The 25,332-nt window shown below is 41.1% G+C and carries 18 protein-coding genes; 4 read left to right on the forward strand and 14 right to left on the reverse strand.

The window, feature by feature from the left end; genetic code table 11:
• Positions 1–22: 22 nt before the first annotated feature.
• The 3 genes from AC1RRY_RS08720 to AC1RRY_RS08730 form a co-directional block, all read right to left on the reverse strand.
• Positions 23–1,237, reverse strand: coding sequence for a glycosyltransferase family 4 protein (locus AC1RRY_RS08720; protein WP_492816397.1), 1,215 nt, complete (start codon positions 1,235–1,237; stop codon positions 23–25).
• A 107-nt stretch (positions 1,238–1,344) separates the two neighbouring features.
• Positions 1,345–1,911 carry a WcaF family extracellular polysaccharide biosynthesis acetyltransferase gene (locus tag AC1RRY_RS08725; RefSeq protein WP_492816395.1) on the reverse strand — a complete coding sequence of 189 codons (567 nt, stop codon included), beginning with the start codon at positions 1,909–1,911 and terminating at the stop codon, positions 1,345–1,347.
• A gap of 24 nt (positions 1,912–1,935) precedes the next feature.
• Positions 1,936–3,192, reverse strand: coding sequence for an NAD(P)-binding domain-containing protein (locus AC1RRY_RS08730; protein WP_492816393.1), 1,257 nt, complete (start codon positions 3,190–3,192; stop codon positions 1,936–1,938).
• Positions 3,193–3,430: 238 nt separating this feature from the next.
• Between AC1RRY_RS08730 and AC1RRY_RS08735 the strand changes: the two genes are divergently transcribed.
• The gene (locus AC1RRY_RS08735; protein ID WP_492816391.1) at positions 3,431–3,757 is read left to right on the forward strand and encodes a DMT family protein; all 327 of its coding nucleotides are present in this window, start codon (positions 3,431–3,433) and stop codon (positions 3,755–3,757) included.
• Positions 3,758–3,764: 7 nt separating this feature from the next.
• On the opposite strand, the gene AC1RRY_RS08740 is transcribed toward AC1RRY_RS08735, so the two are convergent.
• From AC1RRY_RS08740 to AC1RRY_RS08755, 4 genes are all read right to left on the reverse strand, one after another.
• Entirely contained in the window at positions 3,765–5,084 is a 1,320-nt protein-coding gene (locus tag AC1RRY_RS08740; RefSeq protein ID WP_492816389.1) for a hypothetical protein, read from the reverse strand.
• Positions 5,085–5,109: 25 nt separating this feature from the next.
• On the reverse strand, positions 5,110–5,472 hold the full coding sequence (locus tag AC1RRY_RS08745) for a glyoxalase superfamily protein (protein WP_492816387.1): 363 nt from the start codon (positions 5,470–5,472) through the stop codon (positions 5,110–5,112).
• A 102-nt stretch (positions 5,473–5,574) separates the two neighbouring features.
• The gene (locus AC1RRY_RS08750; protein WP_492816385.1) at positions 5,575–6,879 is read right to left on the reverse strand and encodes an amidohydrolase family protein; all 1,305 of its coding nucleotides are present in this window, start codon (positions 6,877–6,879) and stop codon (positions 5,575–5,577) included.
• Between the two features lie 42 nt (positions 6,880–6,921).
• Positions 6,922–9,993: an amidohydrolase family protein gene (locus AC1RRY_RS08755; protein ID WP_492816383.1), complete on the reverse strand. Its 3,072-nt coding sequence runs from the start codon at positions 9,991–9,993 to the stop codon at positions 6,922–6,924.
• Between the two features lie 120 nt (positions 9,994–10,113).
• Between AC1RRY_RS08755 and AC1RRY_RS08760 the strand changes: the two genes are divergently transcribed.
• From AC1RRY_RS08760 to AC1RRY_RS08770, 3 genes are read left to right on the forward strand one after another with little or no spacing between them, the layout of a single operon-like run.
• The gene (locus AC1RRY_RS08760) at positions 10,114–11,166 is read left to right on the forward strand and encodes an aminodeoxychorismate synthase component I (RefSeq protein WP_492856528.1); all 1,053 of its coding nucleotides are present in this window, start codon (positions 10,114–10,116) and stop codon (positions 11,164–11,166) included.
• A 7-nt stretch (positions 11,167–11,173) separates the two neighbouring features.
• Positions 11,174–11,719 (forward strand): aminotransferase class IV, encoded by a 546-nt coding sequence (locus AC1RRY_RS08765; protein WP_492856530.1) that lies wholly within the window; start codon positions 11,174–11,176, stop codon positions 11,717–11,719.
• Entirely contained in the window at positions 11,706–12,830 is a 1,125-nt protein-coding gene (locus AC1RRY_RS08770; protein WP_492816377.1) for a flavin-containing monooxygenase, read from the forward strand. Before AC1RRY_RS08765 ends, AC1RRY_RS08770 begins: the two co-directional genes overlap by 14 nt.
• Positions 12,831–13,043: 213 nt before the next feature.
• On the opposite strand, the gene AC1RRY_RS08775 is transcribed toward AC1RRY_RS08770, so the two are convergent.
• From AC1RRY_RS08775 to AC1RRY_RS08805, 7 genes are all read right to left on the reverse strand, one after another.
• Entirely contained in the window at positions 13,044–15,167 is a 2,124-nt protein-coding gene (locus AC1RRY_RS08775; RefSeq protein ID WP_492816375.1) for an outer membrane protein assembly factor BamB family protein, read from the reverse strand.
• A gap of 50 nt (positions 15,168–15,217) precedes the next feature.
• Positions 15,218–18,511 (reverse strand): hypothetical protein, encoded by a 3,294-nt coding sequence (locus AC1RRY_RS08780; protein ID WP_492816373.1) that lies wholly within the window; start codon positions 18,509–18,511, stop codon positions 15,218–15,220.
• A 99-nt stretch (positions 18,512–18,610) separates the two neighbouring features.
• Positions 18,611–19,780 carry a Gfo/Idh/MocA family protein gene (locus AC1RRY_RS08785; protein WP_492816371.1) on the reverse strand — a complete coding sequence of 390 codons (1,170 nt, stop codon included), beginning with the start codon at positions 19,778–19,780 and terminating at the stop codon, positions 18,611–18,613.
• A gap of 159 nt (positions 19,781–19,939) precedes the next feature.
• Positions 19,940–22,069 carry a heavy metal translocating P-type ATPase gene (locus AC1RRY_RS08790; protein ID WP_492816369.1) on the reverse strand — a complete coding sequence of 710 codons (2,130 nt, stop codon included), beginning with the start codon at positions 22,067–22,069 and terminating at the stop codon, positions 19,940–19,942.
• Between the two features lie 38 nt (positions 22,070–22,107).
• Positions 22,108–24,270 carry a TonB-dependent receptor gene (locus tag AC1RRY_RS08795; protein WP_492816367.1) on the reverse strand — a complete coding sequence of 721 codons (2,163 nt, stop codon included), beginning with the start codon at positions 24,268–24,270 and terminating at the stop codon, positions 22,108–22,110.
• An 88-nt stretch (positions 24,271–24,358) separates the two neighbouring features.
• Positions 24,359–24,682: a DUF6660 family protein gene (locus AC1RRY_RS08800; protein WP_492816365.1), complete on the reverse strand. Its 324-nt coding sequence runs from the start codon at positions 24,680–24,682 to the stop codon at positions 24,359–24,361.
• 121 nt (positions 24,683–24,803) lie between these two features.
• On the reverse strand, positions 24,804–25,265 hold the full coding sequence (locus tag AC1RRY_RS08805) for a hypothetical protein (RefSeq protein WP_492816363.1): 462 nt from the start codon (positions 25,263–25,265) through the stop codon (positions 24,804–24,806).
• Between the last annotated feature and the right edge of the window lie 67 nt (positions 25,266–25,332).

A 25,332-nucleotide genomic window follows, 5' to 3' on the forward strand; every position in this document is an offset into this window, starting at 1 on the left:
TATAGTATCTGGAATTAACTAATTAATTGGCACTTACTTCTCTTAATTGAAGTTTTTCCTTACTCTGAATTTTATCACCTGTTTTACTTTCAGTACCATTACTCGCGGTTGCGTCAGGAGTGCTTTCCTTAGCCTTTTTATCCTGTAGCGCTTTGTATCTTTTTATTTCAAGCCAATTGGCAACAAAGAAGTAGCAAACCAGCAAAAACATAATAAAGAAACATAATTCGGTATTACTGAAATAGACACGCGCTGAATAAGTAAGAACAGTAAGCACAATAGTTACGGCATAGAGTATGAAAGACCCTTGCATGTGCGACAAATTATTGTCAATCAGCAAATGGTGCATATGCATACGATCTGCTTTGAAAGGCGATTTACCCCGTAGTATTCGCACCGAAAATACCCGGATGGTATCGAAGATCGGAACAATCAGAATAACAATGGCTATGATTGGCGCACTTACAAACGAACTGCTCGGATCCCAAGCGTGCATTACATTGAAATGAATAAACTTAACGGCAAGCACTGTGATAATGTATCCGATTATCAGTGAGCCGGTGTCACCCATAAATATTTTGTTATTCTGCGAAAAATTGAATCTTAAAAAGCCCAACAATGAACCTGAAAGGCAAAGCGCCAGACATGCCAATGAATAATGGTGGTTTACCAGAAACCATAATCCGAAGCCTGCACTGGCTATCATTCCAATACCACCGGCGAGGCCGTCAATACCATCAATCAGATTGAAGGCATTAATCATGGCAACAAAAATGAAAATTGTAAGGCCAATACTTAGCAGATAAGGTATTTCGCCGATACCGAATATGCCGAAAAGATCAGAAATCCTAAGATCACAACCTACGACTACAATGGCAGAAGCAATAACCTGAATCCCTATTTTCTTTGTTGGCGATAATGCGTATAAATCGTCTTTTATACCCAAAAAGAAGAGGATTGTCATCCCTGCAAAGACTTTATGTAACAGAATTCCTTCATCACCGAAATTCCAGAGCATATATCCGATTAGTATACCGGCAAAGATAGCCACACCCCCGAAAGTAGGAGTAGGTGCACTATGAGAGCTTCTTTTAACCGGATTATCCATTAAACCCCTTAATCCACTGATATTGATAATGACAGGTATAGAACGCAGATTAATAAAAAGTGCGATGAGTGCAGATATTAAAATTTGAATATTCTTGTCAGGTACCAGAGATTCAAATGTGGGAAACATTATATCTTCTTTTATTTAAAATAATACTTTTGGGGCATCTATATATTACAAAATAAACACTTTTTTTTCGGTTTAAGGAAAAAAGTGAAATTCTTTTTGACATTTTTTTATCCAATGGTAATCATTCTTTTGCGAACGGCTACCGCCGGATTGCCCTGATAGACATGATTTGCATCCAGATTGTGTGTAGCAACTGAATTAACTGAAAGCACAGCATGCGAAAAACAGGTGACGCCCGTACAAACTACTGACCTGGCACCTATCCAGACACCGTCTTCCAGAACAATGTCTTCAATGATAAGATCAAAGGTTGTTTTCTTGTAATTATGATTACCGGAAAGCAGCAAAGCGCCTTGTGAAATACATACATTATTACCGATTTTTACTTTGCCAATGTTATCAATCCAGACACATTCTCCTATCCATACATAATCTCCGACTTCCAGATTCCAGGGAGCTTTGATATTTACCCTTGGCTTTATGGTAGTTCCTTTTCCGATTTTAGCTCCAAAGGCTCTTAGAATACTTATCTTGATTGACATCGGAATTGGCAGATAGGAATTAATAAACACACTACCGGTTATAAACCATAGTAAAGTTGTAAAGAAACTCCTCGTAAAATCAGATCGATGATACCAATCGTTGTTAAATTTCGATAAATCCGTTTTGTTCATAAATCAGAAGTTTGCGTTGCTTTCCTATATGCTACGCAGTTTGTTAATGAGTAATCCACTTTTGTGCCTGCCTTCTTCAAGCCGTGGTGAAAGATACTCCTTCGTGGCTTCAAAGTGTTTTTTGTAACTTTCTTTGTCGCCCATTTCCACTATATTAGCCCATTCATGAACAGCGGTATGAAAAGCGAGGTCTTCTCCTCTGATGCTTTTATCGAATAAGGCCGTTTTGATTGATTCTTCCAGCAAATCTTCGTTCATGAACAGGTATTCTGCCATACCTACTCTTAGTTTGAAGGGTGGGGTCTGGCAAACCAGGTTTTTATATGGATTCGTGCCGAGCCTGTGCCAGGTATCTACCATTGCCAGTAGGCTAAGGTGCGAATTCGGTTTGTGGCCCGTATCCAGACTCAGACTAAACTCACTCATGATTTTATCATCGAGCATCAAGGCTTCACTTTTGTCTTTAAACACATGGTCGCGTGCGGCATAAATACGTTTTCGAAACCTTTTCTCATCTTCCTCAATCATCATTTCAAACAATTCCATTTCGCAATTGGCGTATTTCCTGACATCCTTTTTGGCATAAGGATTCAACATTGCCAGCCCTGAATATACGTGAAACTTGTAACTGTAGATACGAAGGGTCATAAGAAACTTGACGTTGTCGAGCCCATTCGGATGCAGAGGATTCTCCCACGGGTAGACCTTCCTATGCATACAGGCTGTGCCGATACTTTCGAACCCCACATGTGTAATGGCCTGAATATCTGCCATCATTTTATCGTGTTCATGATAGTCGCTAAGTTCGTGAATAACAGAACCGATTTTGGCAAATATATGCATTGATTCATCGAAAGCAGCTGAGCTCGCTCTATGATTAATCAATACCAGCGTCTGATTTTCGGGATTAACACTAGGACCATATAGGGCATGACAGGTAACAATCTGTGCATCTTTAGGCAGATACTTTTCGAAAGCGGCAATTTCGGGCGTTTTGACGGAGGTTTGCCCGGCTACTATAGCGCCGAATTTGGTAGCCGCACCGCATTGGGCTACTACTTTTTCAATATTTTCTGCCTCTACCGAATATAATATGAAATCACAAAGTCGGGATACCGCTATGCCGTCTTTTAATACTTCAATTCCGTCAGGCTCCAGTTCTGTTCGTAAAATATCATGGTTTTGCGGGAGGTCACAACCATACACCTGAAAACCTGCTTTAGCCCATATCCGGGCAAACATTTTTCCCATATCTCCCAGGCCAATAATCCCTATCTTCATTTCTTTTTTGTTTAAGGCAATTCAGGTATTGTATCGGATAAACGGATATCGCACCTATAGCCTAGTATAATCCATTAATCCGGCAGATAAATATTTATCTCAATACTTATGGTTTTAAGATTTTTCCGTTCGAATTTTGCGTGCTTTTATTCAAATAAGTGGAATTGCAATTTTCCGGATATATCCCATTTGCAAAATTAACAATAATTATAAATCACTTACGAACTAAATTTCTGCAATGCGTACAATTTTGTTGCTTATCGTATCAAACACCTTTATGACATTTGCCTGGTACGGACATTTAAAAAGACCGGACCTGCCCATGTGGAAAGCCATAGCCATCAGTTGGGGAATAGCTTTTTTTGAGTATGTTTTTATGGTGCCAGCCAATAGAATCGGCTTTGGTCAGTTTAATGCCTTTCAATTAAAAACCATACAGGAGGCCATCACGCTTTGTGTCTTTGTGGTATTTGCAGTGCTTTATCTGAAAGAGCCTCTTAAATGGAACTACCTTGTTGGTTTCGGATTGATATTTCTGGCGGTTTGGGTGGTGTTTAAAAAATAGATTTGTATCACTTTTCAAACTCAATTATGTGTTCAGAGGCGTAAGAATCGTCTCCGGGTTTAATGCGTTTGACAAAAAAACGTGCTTTTTTACCCAGTTTCAGACAGGTATTACGGGCATTGATATCCTCAGGAGTATTCAAAGGCTGCAAAGACGGATACCATAATATATACCCTGGTTTCTCGAATACCAGTTGAGGTTTTGTCCATTCCTGCGAATGAGCACCATTACTTAAGTCGGGGTTTTTGTTGAAAGAAATATAAACTTTGTATCCTTTCCAAGATTTTCCTTCTGATTTCGCCATCATCATAACCCAGCAGTTCAGATAAGTATTCCAACTGACCGAAGGCCCCCAATGAAAACCATTGGTAGGAGAAGAGGCAGGCCCACCGCCTTGCTCCATGGGTATTTGCAGAGATGCCACCGGTTTGCCTATCCCGTTGTATGGGGCATTGAAACTGGTGCCATCCCATCTTTTAGCTTTGCCTGCAGGATTATCCAAATCGGTCAAGGCGATGCGAGCCATACTGATGCACTGGCCAGCCCATTCGGTTTTGGGGTTATAGGTAGTTTCAGTGTATTCACCCGGATAACCATATTCTCCATAAAACAGATACAAGTACTCACCACTAGCTACTGCAGAGGGGTCACCGACACCACCGGCAAAAGTATTTGAGGTGTTGTGAGGTTTCAGTATCATCCGTGGGTTCAGGTCCTCTATGAAAATACCTTTGTTTTTCCAGCTTTTTCCTCCATCAACCGACTTCATGATACCAATGCGACAAACGGCAGCCGGACTGGTTTCTCCCGTAAGTCCCTGTGGCCATTTTTCATTCTTATAACCTTGTTCTGTTTTTGGGTCATAAGGCAGGGTTTGCGGGTAGTTTTCATTGTGATACACGGCATATAATGTTTTACCGGTAACATCTTTGGGTAATTGATACACGGTTTCAAACCAGACAGCTCCGTGTAAGCCGTCTTGCCCTGTTGGGGCATTGACCGGCATAGCAGGTTGACGAAAGTTGTCAGCCTTGCTTTTAAATACCTCGTCGGCATTTTTCCCATCGGCATATTTCAGGTCCCGGGCATCACCCCAAAGCGGATCTTCTCCGTACTTACCCGGAAAAATTCTGAAAGTATTACCTACCCAAACCTCAGCCATATTACAATCTACAAACGAATTGAAGGTAATCTTTTCAGCAGGAATCAGCTTGAATTCCGGACTGAATTCCTGTTCTGTATTAGCAGAAGTGCAGGATGAGAAAACAAAGAAACCCGCGGTTAAAATCAATAATGCGGGTAAAATCAGGCTTGAATGTATTTTCATAGGTTAGATTTAACAGGTTATAGGCTCAAACGGTTTTAGGCTCATTAAACATAATCCGGTTACCAAAGGGGTCGGTTACAGTCATTATGTAAGAGTTCCACTCCGAATCCTCTACCGCCGGCTTGTAATAGCGGTAATCTTTAGCTTGCAGGGTTTCGCAATATGCTTTGAGCGCTGTGCAGTTAATCATGACTTTAGAACCGGGGGTGGCATCACCATAATGTTCCGACAAGTGTAAAGTGATATCGTCTTTTGATACAGACATGTAGAGCGGAGAGTTATCGTCGAATCGATGTTCCCAGTCAACTTTGAAGCCCAGCCAGCCAATATAAAACTCTTTGGCTTTGGCCTCATCAAAAATTCTGAAAATAGGTATAACAGTATTCATCAGTATAGGTTAAATAGATTATACCAAAGTTATGATTTACAGGCATAAAACAAAAAAGGATTGCAAATTTCTTCGCAATCCTTTTTCGCAATATCTAATATTTTATTTTTCCGAAATACCGTATTTACCTACGTATTTCTTATACAATCTCTTTTGTTTGTCGTCAAGGTCAATCTTTTTACCTCTGATAAACGCCTGCTCTACTTTGCTGGTGCGCATATCAAGAATATCACCTGCTGACACTACGATAGTAGCATGTTTGCCTACTTCTAATGAACCCACTTGTTTGTCAATGCCAAGAATTTTGGCGTTGTTAAGGGTAATCATTTTCAAAGCGTCTTCCTGTGCCATACCGAAAGCAGCGGCTGTGCCTGCAACAAAAGGTAAGTTTCTTGTACGCCAGAATTCTTCTGTATAATACATACCGACTGTCAAACCACCTTTCATTAATACGTTTGGTAATTTGTAAGGGTTCCATACATCATCGTCAACCGTATTTGGCAAGCGGTGAGTACCGTTTACTATTACCGGAATATTGTTTTCTTTCAGAAAATCAATGGCCAGTTCAGCTTCTTCACCACCTACAATTACAATTTTCTTGATTTTGTATTTCTGTGCCAGTTTCACGGCTTCTACAATTTCTTTACCGTAGTTTACACGGATAAACAATTGTTTCGAACCATCATATAAGCCTTTCATGGCTTCAAGTGGTGCGTTTTTAGGATTCGGATTACCGATTTCAGAATACGCAAGTGCCTCTGAGAAAAGTTGTTCCAAATCAGCTCTTTGCTGAATGTACTTGTCGTTTTTCTTGATGGCAAACTTCATTTCTTCAAAGCTGAACTGGCGTGTTACCAATGCCGGATAGTTTAACCAGATACCGTCATCTTTTTTCAGAGCTGCATCTTCCCAGTTCCAGCCATCATATTCCATAATGGCAGATGTACCAGAAATGATACCACCTTCAGGAGTACTTTGTCCGATCAGAATTCCGTTTCCTCTAAATGTAGGTATTACCTCTGAGTCCGTATTGTGGGCAATCAGGGCTCTTACGTGCGGGTTCAGATCACCTGTTTCGCGTTGGTCTAATGTTGCTCTTACTGAAGCAATTTCAACCAGACCTGCCAAGGCTGACGGAGCAATAATACCCGGATAAACCGCCTTACCATTTACATTGATAATTTCAGTGGCACTTTTATTAAAACTGGTTGAGGCATCGCCAATGGCAGTAATAATGCCCTTGTCGAATACTACGGTTCCGTTCTGAATAATTCTGCCGTCGCCCACGTGTATGGTTCCGCCAACCAGTGCAATAGGTTTGGTTTGCGGAGAAGCAGGCGCCTGATTCTGCGCTTTACCCCAGAAACTTAGCAATGATAAACCAATAACTGTTATATATTTTTTCATTTTGAAAATCTTATTTTGAATTGAATGCTTTTAATGAATGTATCAGTCTTTGTTATTGAAAAATCTTGCTTCAACTTCGTGGTCATGGGCATCAGTACGGTTTTCGGTGGCTCCCATTTCCATGATAGTATCGCAATGAACTTCCTGATTACGTCTTGGTGCAGGTCTTTGTGTAGGTGCACCTGACGATTTCTCAGCCAACATTTTCAACATAAGGCGGTTACGCTCTTTAGCTACCGACTGACGCAATTGTTCGTCTTTTTCAGCATCAAAATAAACTGTTCCGTCAATGATTGTTTTTTCCGGACGTGCATAAATAGAAAGCGGGTTGTTATTCCATAGTACTACATCGGCATCTTTGCCAGCTTTGATACTACCTAAGCGATTATCAAGGTGAAGCATTTTAGCAGGGTTCAATGTTACCATTTTCCAGGCTTCTTCTTCCGAAATACCACCGTACAAAACAGTTTTAGCTGCTTCCTGATTCAAACGACGGGCCATTTCGGCGTCGTCAGAGTTGATGGCAGTTACTACACCCAATTTGCTCATGATAGCAGCGTTATAAGGAATAGCCTCTTTCACTTCCATTTTATAAGCCCACCAGTCTGCAAAGGTTGACGCAGCCACGCCATGCGTTTTCATTTTGTCAGCTACTTTGTAACCTTCCAGAATGTGCGTGAAAGTATTGATATTGAAGTTGAAAGTTTCAGCTACTTTCATCATCATGTTGATCTCAGACTGTACGTAAGAGTGACAAGTGATGAAACGTTTTTTGTTCAGAATTTCAGCCAAAGCGTCTAATTCAAGGTCTTTCTTAGGAGGTGTAACACCACTTTTGTTCGAAAGCGCGTTGTAATCATTCCATGCTTTTTCGTATTCTTTGGCTCTCTGGAATGCGTCCATATACACTTGCTCCACACCCATACGAGTAGCAGGGAAACGGGTAGTAGCTTGTGCACTATTACCTTGTTTTACGTTTTCACCCAGGGCAAACTTGATGAAACCGTCAGCGCCTTTGATTAAAAGGTTGTTAGGATTCTCGCCCCATTTCAATTTAATCAATGCCGATTGGCCACCGATACAGTCAGCCGAACCATGCAGCAATTGAGAAGAAGTAACACCACCGGCCAATTGACGATAGATGTTTACGTCTTCAGAGTTTACTACGTCTTCCTGACGAACCTCTGCCGATACACTTTGTACTTCGTTGATTGAGAACAAGGCAATGTGCGAGTGCTCATCAAAAATACCGTTGGTCAGGTGTTTACCTGTACCGTCAATGGTTTTAGCACCTGCAGGAGCAGCCAGGTTTTTACCAACCTTAGCAATTTTACCATTTTGTAGTAAAACGTCAGTATTATTAATGATTCCTTCTTTTTCGTTCGTCCAAACCGTTGTGTTTTTAATCAACAAGGTTTCCTGTTGAGGTTTGGTTTCGCTACCAAACGCTGTGAATGGGAACAATACTTTGCCTACTTCAGGAGTTTTAGCCTTAGTAGTATCTTTCTTGGTTATTTCTTTACCTGCTTCTTTAAAAGTAGCAGCCCATTTCACTTGTTTGCCATCCGGCAATACGGCATCACCTTTGATATTCTTGCCATCATAATAACCGCTTAAACGGGTATCACCGGCATCTTTTCTATCTAATTTGGTTGTAATAGTGAACAGGTCAGAGAAACGGGTTACTTTGGTTGCCAGTTTAACGCTGTCACTTACTACAATCTGATATTCAGGTTTGTCTACTTTACCTGTAATATTCAGTTTCAAACCTGTTTTGTCGCCTACACTTAAATCATATATACCTCTTACATCGGTCACGTCACCATCGGTGATGATGTATCTCTTACCCTGAATCCAGTTTTCATAGATTACGTTGTCTTTACTGAATAGGTTGTCTGAAGTAATAATGAAATTGGCAATCATACCTTTTTTAAGGCTACCCAACTGGTTATCTACTTTCAATAATTTAGCAGGAGTAGTTGTCAGTGCTTCCAATGCTTTACTTTCTGACAGGCCATTTTCTATGGCTTTTCTCAGATTTGTCCAGAACTCAGCTTTAGTTCTTAAAGCGCTGGTAGTTAAAGCAAAATTGATTCCTGCTTTAGCAACTACGGCTGCGTTGGCTGGTGCCATTTCCCAGTGTTTCAATTCTGTCAATGAAACCTGAGCGGCATCAAACGGGTCTTCAACATCATAAGCAGCAGGGAAGTTTAAAGGTAATATCAATGAACCGTTTGTGGCTTTGATTTCATCGATGCGTTGGTATTCGTCACCATTACCTTTAAAAATATACTGAACATTAAATTCTTTTCCGATTTTATCACCTCTCAGAATTCCCAGTTTATCATTGGCGTCATAGATTTGTGGTAAACCCTGTACAGTATTAAATGCTTCTAAAGAAAGATTTCTTTCGTCCTTAACACCACCTTTTTTATACCAGTCGGCATCGTAGTAAGTCTGGCGCAATAAAGCAACCGAACCCATCATAGATACCGGATAGGTTTGTGTTGATGTACCCTTGTTTAATGAATAGTGTGCCGAAGATTTCTCTTTCAACAACAATTCATTTTCTTTACCATTACCTAACGAAACCAAAGCACCGGTACCTCTCACAATACCGTCAGCAATATGCACTGATGCTGCACCAAAACCGATTTTTCTCAATTCTTCGGCTTTCGCTGCATTAGCTTTAAATTCTTTAGCCGCTTCTACTTCCGGTTTCACGGCCTGGTTCCAGTCATAGGCTCCTTTTTTGTTGCTTTCTAACTGAGAAGGGCCTCCGAAACCACGACCGCCTTGCGGACGAACAATTTCGGGCATTCCGTAGTCTGAATAGATGTCGATCAGACCCGGATAAATTCTTTTACCTTTCAGGTCATAAACGACCGTTCCACTTGGGATTTTCAAGTCTTTACCTACAGACTCAATGATGCCGTTTTTGATGTAAATCATGGCATTGTCAAGCACGGTCTGGGCATCGACCACAATAGTAGCATTTTTGAATGCGTATTGAGCAGGACGCTCATCATACGCGCCATTACGAGGAAAAGTTACCTGAGAAAACGCTTGAATGTTGATGAATAGAATGAAAAAACTGAGGAGGATTTTTTTCATGGATGGGTTTCTGATGTTTGGTTAATGATATTGCGAATTTGATAATTTTGCCTTAATAAACAAAACTATTGATACTTTTGTAGTGATTATCGTCTAAATGTTAAAAAAACGCTTTTAAAAGTGAAAATCAATAGACAGAGTGCAATCTCTAAATTTAGTTTTTTTTCATCCGCGAAAATCCCCTTTTTATTTGTGATAGATTTTTCGGGTGAAAATTGTGTGGTGGAGCCACTGGATAGCATTGATAACCACGAGATTAAATTTTGGGTGAATGGGAAAACCAACGATGATTCTGACCCCAGTGGTGAACAGGAAATAGTGCTTGAAAAATACCCTTTGGACTTTGCGCAATATAAAGCCGGATTTGATTACGTGCAGAAGCATATTCTGCAGGGAAATAGTTTTCTTACTAACCTGACAGCAGAAACCCCTGTTAGTCTGAATATCAGTTTAGAGGAAGTCTTTAAACGAAGCGAGGCAAAATATAAACTGTGGTGGAAAGACCGGCTTGTGTGTTTTTCGCCGGAGATTTTCGTACAGATTGATGAAACAGGCCTCATGTCGTCATTCCCGATGAAGGGTACCATTGATGCGTCACTACCTGATGCTGAAAACATTCTTTTAAACGATCTGAAGGAATATTACGAACATACCACCATTGTAGATCTGATCCGCAATGATTTGAGTAGTGTGGCGGAAAAAGTATGGGTAGAGAAATTCAGGTACATTGATAAAATAGAAACTCAGGATAACAATGAGTTATTGCAGGTGAGCTCGCAGGTGAGTGCGCAATTAAATGAAAGCTGGCGAGAGAATTTAGGAGAAATTCTGTTCGGAATGCTGCCCGCAGGGTCTATAACAGGAGCACCAAAGGCTAAAACTGTAGAGATTATCAAGAACGCCGAAAAAGAAACTTATTTAAAAGATAGCGAACGAGGATTTTACACAGGCATTTTTGGCATTTTTGATGGAGCAACGTTAGATTCAGGTGTAATGATTCGCTACATTGAGCAGAAAGAAGACGGTAGCCTGACTTTTAAAAGTGGAGGCGGCATAACCGCCAACAGTATTGCAGAAAAGGAATATGAAGAAATGATTCAGAAAATATATGTCCCTATTGTTCGAGACCATACAATTGCGCAACCGGAAGCTGCACAACCTTGCTTATCATAACCAACGGATGCAACACAGCCGGAGTGATTTGCTGGGAATACATGAAGCGATAAATTTGGAAGAGGTGATTCAGATACCTGAATCAATAGGTGATGGACTATACCGCTGTAGAGTGAGCTATAGAAATGAGGTAGAGAGAATAGAGTTTTTCCCATATCAGCCTAAGCATCCAAAAAAGATTCAATTGGTAGAGGATGTCAATTTTGTATATCCTTATAAGTATGAAGATAGAACAGGGTTTCAGAATTTATTGAATCAGAACCCTGAAGCTGATGAAGTGATTGTATTACACAACGGGAAACTGACCGATGCTACTTTTGCTAATATTGCGGCATTTGATGGTACAAACTGGCTGACACCTGATAGCCCATTGCTGAATGGCACCAAACGGCAGGCGTTATTACATGAAGGAGTTTTGAAAGAGGCAAACATCAAAGCAGAAGACCTGAAATCATTCCAGCAGATAGCTTTAATAAATGCCATGCGCGACTTAGACATTGTTTATGATTACAGTTTTCACGATAACCACCTGATTATTCATGGCGTGCATTGAAAATCTGATTATTGGAGCGGGGCCATCGGGTTTGGCTATGGCAGGCAGGTTCAGAAAACTGGGCATACCGTTTGAGATTCTGGAAAAATCAGATAAGGCGGGTATTGCGTGGCGAAACCATTATGACCGCCTGCATCTGCATACTGATAAGAAATACTCTGCATTACCGCATCTGCCTTTCCTGCCGGAATATCCGATGTTTATATCGAGGAATCAATACATTGCTTATCTGGAACAATACTGCGAGCATTTCGATATCAAGCCTGTTTTTAATCAGCATATAAATAGTATCAGCAAAAAGGATGAGCATTGGGAGGTAGTGACAAAGGATAAAACTTTTGAAGCTAAGCGTGTATTGATTGCTACCGGATACAATCGAGTGCCGAAATTGCCTACCTTGAAAGGGCAGGAAGTATTTAAAGGAGAAGTGCTTCATTCCGGAGCATATAAGAACGGAAAGCCATTCAAAGATAAAAATATACTTGTAGTCGGTTATGGCAATTCAGGTGCTGAAATAACCCTTGATTTATATGAAAGTGGAGCCAATACTTTTGTGTCTATCAGAAATCCTGTAAATATTATCAGACGTGAGTTTAAGGGATTCTCTACCCAAAGTCTGGCCATATTCTGTATCCGGTTGGGTAATACAGTTTACGATTTTGTAGGGAAACAGTTTAAGAAACTCCTGCTCAAAGCCGTTGAAGGTACAGGTATTCCGATTTCACCACTGGCACCATCTGAGCAATTACGTACGCAGGGCAAAGTGGCTGTAATTGATGTAGGTACACTGGCACAAATAAAAGCCGGAAACATAAAAGTAATGCCGGATATTCAGGAGCTAACCGCTCACGAAGTTGTATTTGTGAATGGTGAAAAGATACCTATTGATGCCATCATTATGGCAACGGGTTATCATGCAAAATTGGAAGAAATTGTAGAAAACGTATCTCCCCTGCTGAACGAAAGAGGATACCCAAAAGCCATGTGGTTTGAAGACGATGCCTATAAAGGTTTATATTTTATAGGCTTTAATCTGCCTCTAACAGGTATTCTACGAGATATTAGTTTAAGCTCGGAGAAGATTGTGAAGCATATAATGAAAGAAAAATAGATTGGTTATTTATGCAAAAGGCCGACTTAAGTCGGCCATACAAGCAAGAAATACCTTTGTTCTTATAGCCGGTGAATTTATTCACTAAAATGCTCACCGAATAAATTCGGCGTCTATTATAACAACGGATAGAATTTTAGTGCAGCCGGACTTTAGTCCGGCTTTTACACAAACTTTTCTTTTGAAAACAGGCAATCGTTGATTTAATGTTTCTTACGGCAAGGCAAATGCCACATACTGATTCCCTTTCTTTGCTCCCAGTTTAGTGCCTCCGCAGGCAATAACTACATATTGTTTTCCATTAATCTGGTAAGTAGATGGCGTGGCAAATCCTGCAGCCGGTAATCTGGTTTCCCAAATTAATTCACCAGTCTTTTTATTGAATACCCTGAACTTCTCGTCTTTTGTGGCGGCAATGAATAACAAACCGTTGGCAGTTACTACAGGGCCACCATAGTTTTCAGAGCCAGTGGTAGGTATTCCTTTCTGTTTCAGAGATTCAAACTCACCCAAAGGGATTTTCCACAGGTACTCACCAGTGTTCAAATCAATGGCATTCAAGGTTCCCCATGGTGGACTGATAGCAGGCAGACCTTTGCTGTCTAAAAACTTGTTGTAACCGGTACTCATGAATGGCAGGTATGGGTTTTTAAAACCCTTGTTATCAGAAGTGCTCACTTCTTTCTTTTCTTCACCAAATAAAAAAGCTACCAATGCCTGTTTTTCAGTAGCATTCAATGAAGTAAAGCCGGGCATCATGCCCTTGCCATTGCTGATAATCTTGCTTACAAAGTCTTTTTCTCTGCGTTTTTCAATATTTATTAATGAAGGGTAGCCACTTTTAGCGTTGCCTTTCCTGTCGGCTCCGTGGCAGGTTACGCAGGTGGTAGTGTAAATTCGTTCACCTGTGCTCAGTCCTGCCAATGCATCTTGTTTAGGTGTGGATTTCATGGTGAGTATCCATGCCATTTCGTTGCTGTTTACATATAATATACCTTCGTTTGGATCGGCCGCGGCGCCTCCCCATTCGGCACCGCCATCAAAACCGGGGAAAATAACTGTGCCTTCCTTACTAGGTGCGGCAAATCTGTTGCGTTTGTAGGTTCTGAATCTGGCCAGCAGAGAATCACGGTCTTCGGCATAAGGACTGATGTCTTTTTCAGTCAATGTATGTGCCTGACGGGCAAAAGGAGCAGGTTTAACAGGAATGGGCTGTGTAGGCCAAGTTACTTCGCCCGGTAAATCAGATTTAGGCGCCGGTAACTCCTGAATCGGGAACAGGGGTTTACCCGTGACACGATCAAAGAGATACACATAGCCCTGTTTGCTTACCTGAGCTACTGCATCTACCAGTTTACCATTATGTTTTACAGTGATGAGGTTCGGCGGAGCAGGCAGGTCTCTGTCCCATACATCATGATGGGTAGTCTGAAAATGCCACAACAATTTGCCTGTTCGAGCATTAAGTGCTAGCAAACAGTTGGCATAAAGATTTTTGCCTTTACGTTTACCACCATAAAAATCATATCCTGCCGAGCCTGTAGGCACATAGATAATACCACGTTTTCTATCCACGGCCATTCCTGCCCAGTTATTGGCAGCGCCTACTTCAATGTTTTTATAAGCTTCTTTCGGCCAGGTGGTGTAACCGGGCTCATTAGGGTAAGGGATTGTATGAAAACTCCAGGCTAGTTTTCCTGTTTTTACATTAAATGCTCTGATGTCACCCGGGGCAGCGTCTGCTCCCTCTGACAATCGGACGGGCATAACAATTAAATCTTCAAATATAGTGCCCGGGGTATTTGAAATAATGAATTTAGACCGGGCTATTTCCGGCAGACCTGTATGTAAATCTACTCTGCCGTTATCACCAAAAGAAGCAATAGATTTACCCGTTTTAGCATCAATTGCATAGAGAAACGCACCAATGGTATGCATAATCCGTGTATCATTTCCTTCACTCCAATAGGCAACTCCGCGGCTGGTACTTGCAAAATTGTTTAATTTGTCACCAAAACGCCATATTTCTTTTCCTGTGGCGGCATCAAGGGCAAAAGCCTGCACTGATGCCGTAACACCATATAAAATGCCATTGACTATAATGGGATTTACCTGCATTTGTCCGGAGTCGGGAGTGCTGTAAGTCCAGGCTACTTTCAGATTCCTTACATTGTCGGGTGTAATTTGGCTTAATCTTGAATAATGGTTGCGATCAGGCCCACCGAGATATTCTTTCCATTCGGTATAATCATCGTTTTCCGGTTGATTATGTGTTTGAATAGCAGCAATCAGGAAAATACCTGTGGAAAGTAGGGCTGCATAAATGCTTTTTTTCATAGGTTATATAGGGTATGTCGTAGTTATAGCGCTAATATATAAGCTATCGGCTAATTTTTGTTCTTATCTTCTATTTTATCCGAATCATATACGCGGGTATCTTCGTAGTTTTCGAAAATTTCGGGGTATCTCGCTTTTATCCAGCGATACTGCCTACCTGATAAAAATATGTACTGCGGGCCTGTTGGTTCTTCCTCTTCTTCACTGAACAACTCATAAAATGTATATTCTGAGTTCTGTTCAACCAAAGCTTTATTGATGAGTTCAATCAGCTTTACTGTATCAAAATCGAAATAGTCGTAGTCTTCTTCAACCGTTTTATTCCTCAATTTTGGTATAGCTTTTACAAACTGGTTATCGTTATATTTTTTATTGCTTAGCACAAAACTATATTTAAAAACACGATCTACATTATCGCCTTTCTTGATCATCTGCCGGAAATTGTCTTCAATCTTTATAGGATTGAAATGCCCTCTTGAAATAGTTTTCAGCGAATCCATTAAAGATTTATACACATCTTTGAAATGCGGGAGTTCCCATAAATTAGCTGTAACAATAATATGAGGGAGTGTTTCCAGTAATTGTTTCCCACTGGCCGGCGCACGACGGAATTTAAGAATGAATTCCTCTTTCTGAACTTCATTCATGGGCTGGATTAAACCCATTCTGCCTAATTCGAACAGGGTAATGTTTAAACTATCCCGGCTAAACTCCCGGCTAAACATGCTGAAGTCGACATAATTATTAGGCAGAGTTTCCGGCACCAATGCTGCCTGAGTGCTGTCGAGCAAAACAAATGAAAGCATGGGACTCCGGTAGTCGCACACTACAACCAGCCTTTGCAATGAACCTGTATCATTGAGATAATCATTAATGACTTTGAACTGATTTTCGCCGATGCCCGGGAAATACTGAGAACTGATATCTTTTAAAGAATCAAGGGCATTTTTTACCACTTTTGAAAGAGAAGAGAAGATTGTCTGTTCATAGGGCTTGCCATTTATTTTTAAAGAAACCAATTGCTCGTTATAGTCGATAGAATCATTGGCTGGTGTAATCGGGAGGTATTTAATATCGCTGAACTGCACTTCAGGCAATAGCTTTGAATTGATTTTGTTAAGAACATAAGCGTATAAATCCGTATCGCTCTTAACGCTTAGCTCGTTCATATCAATCAGTATCGCCTGCGGGCTCACCTTCAGCACATCAGAAGGCTCCTTTGCATTTGCTAAATCAAGTCCTTTTCTGGCTTCTTCTGTCAGCAGGTTTTCTCTTTTCAGGGCATCTGCAAAAACATCGATTCTGAAAGCCGCAATCTGAGATTGATACGAATGATATACATTCTGTTCAGCTGGTTCGTTGAAAACTTCAGAATGATTGTTTTCCAGATAATCATATTGTTTACCCGACAGAAAAATATAGTGGCTGTAATTGGTAAGACCCAGTGAACTGAAGTTTGAATTAATCTTATAAAAAGCTCCGTCTTTTTTATTCTCTTCTAATGATGCATTTACGAGCTCAATCAGTTCATATTCATTCAGACTGATTTCATCTGTATCAGTATTTTTTTCATTTTTCAGAATCTTATCCGCCGGGTTAAGACCTTTGTCTGCCTTAGGTAAATCCTGTTTATATTCGTATTTTTTATCTTTCAACCTGAAACTCATTACCAGGTTGCGGTCTTTTCTGTTGCTTTTTATTATTTCGCTTTTGAAATTATCAGTGATTTTCTCAGGTTTAAACTGACCGCGAGACACCCGAGCCAACTCGGCAATAAAGGTTTTAAAGGATTCAATTTTTTCTGTCTCTTTTGTGGAACTCACATTTATTCTGGCAACTACCGACGGGTAGGAGAGTAACAAGCTTCTCTTAACATATGTACGATTACGTGATTCAAGCCTGAAATCTACAATGGCCTTATCTGCGGCCTCTTCGTTGTTGGCGGGTAAAATACCAATATCCTGAAACTGCTTTAGAATATCTCTGAGTTTTTCACGACTAAATTTATCCGAAAAGTCAACTTTATCCTTAGCCGGAAATAAAGCATTTACCTGGGTTTCCTTAAAAAGTGTGCTTTGAGTGCTATCAAGCAGCACTAAAGCTTTTCGGGCATCCCTAATGGGCAAAAGCGGATTTATTTCGTTGGTTACAACCAATAGTCTTTTTGATGACTTACTGTCGGTCAGGAAATCATTGACTGATTGGAAATCCCTGGTGCCGATACCCGTAAGCGGAGAAAAGAAAACAGCATAAGATTTTACAACACTTGTATCCAGATTAACATCGGGCGGCAAACTCTGCAGTATGGTTTTCATCCATGCAAAATCTGTGTCGGCTTTCTGGGCATACAACAGGTCATTGACTTTATATTGAAGCCGGTATGTTTTTTTATCCTTACCGGCGCCTATACCAAAAGGGATGGGTAAAAGATTATTGAGGGGTTGTTCGAGGGTAGTTTTCTTAATTTCTTTGATGGAGAATTCGGTGTAGGAAAACTCAGGAAGTAATTTTGAAGAGATTTTCCTATATAAGTTTTCATAGATTTCTTCTCTGGTATAATTACCCTGTTCTTCCGGAATTATCAGTACATTATTGCAAAGTGAAAGTATATCAACTTTACTTTTCAATTCGAAAGGTTTGTAGGAGTTTTTTAACAATTGGGCCTTTTCCTGCGTGAGCATCTCATTAGCTTGCAGGTTGTTAATCAGCTGAAGCTGCTGTTTTTTTAATGACTCATAATTATCATAAAACCATGTTTGTTTAGCTGCATATATAAAGAATCCGAAATCGCTGATGAGTTTGATGCGGTCTTTTTCCAGCCATTGCAGCAGTTCATTGTAAACCCGCTCATCAATCAGCCTGATACGTTTTAGTTTGTCTGCCAGTATAAGATATTGCTCTTTGGATGCTTTCAGATTCTGTTCTAGTCCGAGAAAAGAAACCGGATTCTTCGGATTTATGTTTCCGTCTATATCTGGCTTAAAATACATGCTTTCGCCCAGAATTTTTTCTGACATTTCGCGCAACTGCACCAGCTCGTCTGCTGCTGAACCCACATTGCGCATGAGCTCAAACAACCCGACAAAACCCAGAATTGCCCCCCTTGATTTGAATACTGAATCAGGAATATTGCCGAGGGCTCCGATGGGTATCCCTGTTAACCTTTGCCTGACAGCAGGGTTGTCTTTTGCGATTGATTTCAGAAAACCGTCTTTCCCGAACTCAGAAATTATCTCTTCTTTTCGTAAATCTTCAAGGTATTGTCTGACTTGTTCTTCCGATAATGTCTGCGCAAAAGACGTGAGGGTAAGAACTGAAAGTGCAAACAAAAGTATGTGTTTCATGGATGGTAATAGTTTTATTTAAGAGTAAACAGACAACTCTGGTTTGCAGCAAACCTGTCAGGAACCCTTGATAGTTAAGCACAGTTAAATTTAATAAATTTATAGCATAGGCCACTTGAAAGTACTCGATAATTTTATTTTCATACCTGTGGCCGACGATTTTCTGGCCGCTTCTATAATTTCGAGCACGTGCAGGGCATGTTCCACATTAATGAGCGGTTCAATGCCTTTTATAAGGCTTTCGCCCACCACGCGGGCACCTTCCTGCCATTCGTAGCCTCCCTTGTCGGTAGAGGTCAGCACGGGTGGTTCTGTCCACGAAGTATCCAGTACCACTCCATTGGTTTCCCAGTCGTAACCGATTAAACGCATATTGCCGTGGTCGCCATAAATCTGGATAGAATGCAGCGACTGATTGGTGGCTTCGTGCCCATGCGGATCAAAATAATTAAAACCGCACATTACATGCGAAATCACACCTTTGTCGTGTTCCAACAGTACATGCGCATTGTCTTCGGCTTCTACTTTTATTTTGCCTTTGTCGTCAACCGTCCTTTCGTTGTTTACAATGCTGGTCATGGCCATTACACTGCGGGCAGGGCCAAGCAGGCCTGTCAAGGTAGCCATGTTGTACACACCTAAGTCGGGCATGCTGCCACCGCCTTTTTCATAGAAGAAAGCACTCCACGTAGGACCGGTATGTCCGTACTGCCCATGGGCGGAAGCTACCTTACCCAGTTTTCCTTCCTGAATGGTTTTATTCATAAAGGCAAACTGCGGGCTGTTTACTACGGCGGGCGCACCCCATATTCTCAGTTTTTTACGCTTAGCCAGTTCGAGTAGGGCTTTACCTTCAGCATAAGTATTAGCCATGGGCTTTTCGCTCCATACGTGCTTACCTGCCGATAGTGCTTTTTTATTGAGTGCGCCATGTACTTGCATGTCGGTGAGGGTAACCATCATATCAAATGGCTCTCCGGCCAACATCTGGTCTATATGAGCATAGGTTTTGGCATTGACCTTATATTGATTGTTTTGTTCAATGGCTCTTTCGGGCTTGATGTCACATAAACTAACCACCTGTATGAGAGGTGAGGATAACAATTGGGGCAGATACCGGTTGCTTACACTTCCACAACCAATTACTGCCACGCGTAGTTTTTTATCGGCAGTTTCAAAGGCAAAACTTTCAAGCGAAGAAAGAAGCAATGCAGCCCCTGCAGACGCAGTATATTGTAGAAACTTTTGTCTGGAAAGCGTTTCGTTCATTTAATTGACAGGTCTATTGAATAGGGGCTTGATAAATATACAATAATAGCTAAAAAAAATGATATTATAATATGCAACTCCTGTCAAATTCTTAATAACAAAATACAAAAAAAGGGTAGCTTCAAAAAGAAACTACCCTGATAATCAGATGCGGTTATATCAGAACTGCATTCGCTGAATCCTGACGGCATTCAGAATGGCCAGAAGAGCCACGCCCACATCGGCAAAAACGGCTTCCCACATAGTGGCAAGTCCGCCTGCTCCCAGAATCAGCACTATTATTTTTACACTAAAAGCCAGCACAATGTTTTGGACTACAATGCTTCTGGTGGTTTTACCAATCTTAATAGCTGTGGCTATTTTAGACGGTTGGTCTGTCTGAATCACCACGTCAGCAGTTTCGATGGCGGCGTCGCTGCCCATCGCACCCATCGCAATACCTACATCGCTTAGGGCAAGTACCGGGGCGTCATTAATGCCGTCGCCTACAAAGGCTGTAACTTTTGTCGGGTCTTTACGTAATTCTTCCACCTTTTGCACTTTGTGTTCAGGCAGTAAATCGCCATAAGCGGTATCAATACCTATCGATTTTGCTACTTTTTGAGTAATGGAATTTTTGTCTCCACTCAGCATAATGGTTTGCGTAATACCATTGGCATGCATTTGTCTGATGGCATCAGTAGCATCTTCTTTTATTTCGTCGGCAATAATAATATGTCCAGCATATCTGCCGTCAATAGCTACCACTACAATACTCTCGACAATCTCTTCCAAAACTTTATTATAGTCAATCTTAAACTTTTGGAGCAGTTTAAGATTACCTGCTAATACCTCTTTCCCTTCTATTGCACCTTTCAGGCCGTGCCCGGCTATTTCTTCAATAGTGCCAATTGCAAGCGTTTTTTCTTTATTGGCATGCTCAGCAATGGCTCTGGCAATCGGATGGGTTGATTTGCTTTCAAGTGCAGCCACCAGTTGGATAAATTCATCTTGGGTGAAACCCTCAGTTATTACTTCCTGAACTTTGAATACTCCTTTAGTTAATGTGCCGGTTTTGTCCATTACTACAGTATTTACCTTAGTCATCAGATCCAGATAGTTGGATCCTTTGAACAGAATACCGTTTCTGGAAGCAGCCCCGATACCTCCGAAATACCCCAGAGGTATGGAAATAACCAATGCACAAGGGCAAGAGATAACCAGAAATATCAGACCCCGGTAGAGCCACTCACTAAATACATAATTCTGAACAAATAAACCCGGTAGCAATACAACCGCCACTGCCAGAAAAAACACGATTGGCGTATAGATACGTGCAAATCGACGAATGAGCAATTCTGTTTTTGCTTTGCGGGTGGTGGCGTTCTGTACCATATCCAGAATACGTGCCAGTGAACTATCCTGAAAAGCTTTGCTTACTTTTAGTTCGATTACCTTGTCGAGATTCAGCATTCCGGCCAGTACGGATTCCCCTTTATAAATGCTCTTAGGCTTACTTTCTCCTGTCAGGGCAGAGGTATTGAAACTACTGCCTTCACTCAGCATCTCACCGTCGAGCGGTACTTTTTCTCCGGCTTTAATCTGGATGATCTCACCGATTGTTACCTCTTCGGGTTTTACGTCTACATAGGCGTTATTTCTTAACACACTGGCCGAGGCAGGACGGATATCAAGCAATGCCTTGATATTGTTTTTGGCTCTGCTTACTGCCGCACTCTGGAACAACTCACCAACTGCATAGAAAAGCATTACGGCAACGCCTTCGGGGTATTCGCCAATAGCAAAAGCTCCCACGGTTGCCAGTACCATCAATGTAAATTCAGTAAAGAACTCTTTCACTCTGATACCTTCCCAGGCTTCTTTTATAACCGGAAAACCCACAGGAAAATAAGCAACCAGATACCATATTAACCGGATGTAACCATTGAAAAAGCTGTTTTCGAGGTATTGGTCAAAGGCAATACCGGCTATCAGCATCAAAAAACTGATAATAGCCGGGCGATAGGGTAACCAGCCGCTTGCATTACCGTGGCTGTGGTCGTGATCATGACTATGGCCATGTTCTTTTTCGTGAGAATGAGTACTGCAGCATGCATCGTCATGGGAGTGCTCCTTGCTCTCTTTTTTTGATATAAGCAGATCCTGTGCATTGGCCTGCGTGTAAATCTTCTCTTCCTGAGAACAACAGGTCATTCGACCCTCTGCATCATATGTGTGCACGTGTTTGGGGTCTGTGTTAAACCCTTTTGGTGCAGCGTGCGCGTGTGTATGGTCATGTTCGTGTTTCATATATGCACCATTGTATTGTCTGCTATTTATTTAATTTCCTAAAATTTAAGCTTGATGCCCCCATTGAAAGAACGCCCCTCGGTATGCGTGTATACTTCGTTGAAGTGCGGCGTGTTGTGGGCATCAAAAACTACTTTTTCAAATCTGTTTTGCCGGGTATCGGTAAAATTCTCGGCGTTGGCAAATACACTTATATTGCCGAATGTTTTCTCTAAAAACAATCCGAACTCCCAAAAAGATCGTGTAAGGCGGCCATCGCTCAACACTTGTCTGTCAGAATAGTATCCTTCCAGTCCTACTTTAAAATTCTTGTGCTTTTCTGCCAGCAAAGCCATATTTACTTTGTTTTTAGGTAGCAGCGGTACAGTCTGGTTGGTAATTTTGTAAGTGGCTTTGGCATCGGTAAAGGTGTAACCTACAAAAAGTTTCACCCAGTCGGCAAAAGTAACCCTTATATTGGTTTCAAACCCTTTTGACAAAACCGGCTTTGCCGCATTTTCAAAATAAAACTCCTCTATCGGATTGCTTCGCAGTACCAGGGGCTGGTTAATTTGGGTTACAAAAAACAACTGATTGACCGTGAAACTGAGATTCTCACCAATGCTGTTCTGGTAATTAAAATCAATAGTGCTGCCGTAAGACTTTTCTGCTTTGGCCTTGCTGTCAATGGCCAGAACTTTCTTAAAGGCCAGTGTTTCAGTTGTTTCTGTAAACATGGTGGGCAATTTATAGCCTAACCCGCCACCTAAACGGCTGCTCCAGTGCTCAGATATTTTATATAAGGCTGATATTCTGGGTAAGGCAAATACACCATGTCGTTGAGCATAATCGAGCCTGAATCCGCCCTCTATCAGTAATTTTTCGGTCAGGTCCCAATTATCCTGTATATAAGCGCCTGCAATAAAGTTATTTTCTTTTCTTGGATTCGTGCGCTCTTTTTCTCTGAAATTATCAAAAATAAGGTTCGCACCTGTTACCAGTGTGTGTTTATCAAGATTCGTAATGTACGAGAAATCAGTGTATGCATTGGTTTGTAAACCTCTGAAACTATAGCCCTGAATCTTGATTTGTCTGTCGAATATACTCAGACTTTGTTTCAGTACCAGTTGTCTGTTTTCTGAAATCTGTCGGCTGAATTGTGCCGTAGATATATTCCGTACCGATTCATTTTTCTCGAAATAAGAATGCTGACTGTCGGCTTTCCCGTCAATCACAAATACATCACCACCAAAACGGTTCTGGAAAGTGGTCGAGTTGCCCAGTATCAATTTGGTTTTATCATTGAAATAGACAAAAAGGCGTGGGTTGATGTTTAGATCACGGCTTTTCGGAATCTCGGTGAAGTCGTCTTTATCGACATCATAAGGTCTCTGGATGGTACCCGAAACCAAAAAAGAGTAACCTATTTTTGCATTTCTTTTTGCCGAAAAAGCACTGAAATTCGTTCCGCCACCTGTTGAGGTCTGATTAATAATGGCCGAAAACTCTTGTTTTTCTTTGGGTTCTCTCGAGACGAAATTGACTACTCCGGCAATTGCACCGCCACCATATAGAGTAGACGCCGATCCTTTGATAATCTCAACCTGTTTCAGGTCTAACGGTGGTATATCCAGAATGCTTAATCCGCTCGAAAAACCTCCGAAGGTGGGAAATCCGTCTTTCAGAATCTGAGTATACCGGCCGTCAAGCCCCTGTATTCTGATGCTCTGATTAGCCGAAGTATAACTGGTTTGCTGTACCTGAATACCTGTGCTTTCGTGCAAAAGCATTGATACATTATTCGGGCGCATATTGGCTTTTTCGTCAATTTCTTCCATAGATATGGCCTCAATACGCGTAGGAATACTCTCAATATTCCGGCTGATACGAGTGGTTGATACCACCACTTCTTCCAGTTCTTCATGATCCCCTTCGAGCAAAATCTCTACGTCTGTCGAAAGAGGAAACGTGATTTTTTGATTTAAGGTAACATAGCCGATAAAAGAAACAACCAGGGTCTGTTCACCATCCGGCACATTTTTCAGGCTGATTCTTCCTTCTGCATCGGTCGTACCTCCAATTTTACTTCCTTTTACGGATACTGTTGCACCAATCAAACTCTCTTTTGTCTTGCTGTCTTTTACTGTAATGCCGGGTGTGTTCTGCGCAAAACTGATGCAGGATGCTAATAAAAATATATATAATAAGCTTACTTTTTTCATTGGTTTCAATTAGTTAATACAATACTTATTAAGGCTTACTGTGGAGTAAGCACTGGGTTTCCTGTTCCGGAAATTCTTTTAAGTCGTATTAAGCCAATTGTGGCGGTTGCCAAAGCAAGGAAATAAAACCGGCCGTATCCTGAGTTTCGGTCAGGAATACTGTTTGTACTGAAAAAACCTCACGAACAATAACTTGTTCTGAATAGGGAGAAATGATAAGATTACCGCAACAAGCGCAACTGCAAAGAGGAGAACAGAGATCTGAATCGTCGCCGTGGCTTGCCTGAGAATCAGTATTACTGCGAACAATAGCCTGCATGTTTATATCCGCGTTCTCGTTGGTGTCATGACAGGGCAAGCACGCCAGAAAAAGCAGATAAAAACTCAGAAATATGTTCGAAAACTGACTCATGTGACAAATGTAAGTAAGAAACCCATGCAACAGGAGTGCAAGAAAAATATTTATTTTTCTGAAGGTTACCAATGCTTATGTCATAGCGATAGGCCCGACAAACTACTATCTAAATACAGTATTATTCAATTTTAGTAGCTTCATAACTAAAGCCACCGGTAGTGCCATCAGGATTGGGCCATTTCCATTTGCCACTATAATATTTTCTATCTTCGCTAAAGGTAGATTCACTATAATTACCTGAGCCAATGTCTCCAAACCAATACCAGAATTTATCTCCGTCTGCATCATAAGTATAAGAGAAATTGCCTCCGTTTATCTCCATCAGCCTCGATCGTATGGTTTGTGTATTTTCATCAAAACTGATGTACTCAACTCCCTTGTGGCGTTCGCCGCCTTGTGTCATATCAAAATGCTGAATAATGAAGAAACCGCCTTCCATCCACTCATAGGTTGATTCGCCAATCAGATCATCTCCGGTTATCCTCCATGTGCCAATCAGAGGTTCAAGTTTTTTCAAGGCCGGATTCGGTGTTTCAGGCAGTTTGCCTGCCATAGCGTTATTGTTTTCAATCGTTGCCATTGTGTCTTTTCAGTTTATTCAATAACAACTCATTTATTGTCAAAGTGTTAAGGATTTAGTAAATAAA

Source organism: Emticicia sp. GW821-FHT11C11, assembly GCF_058808615.1.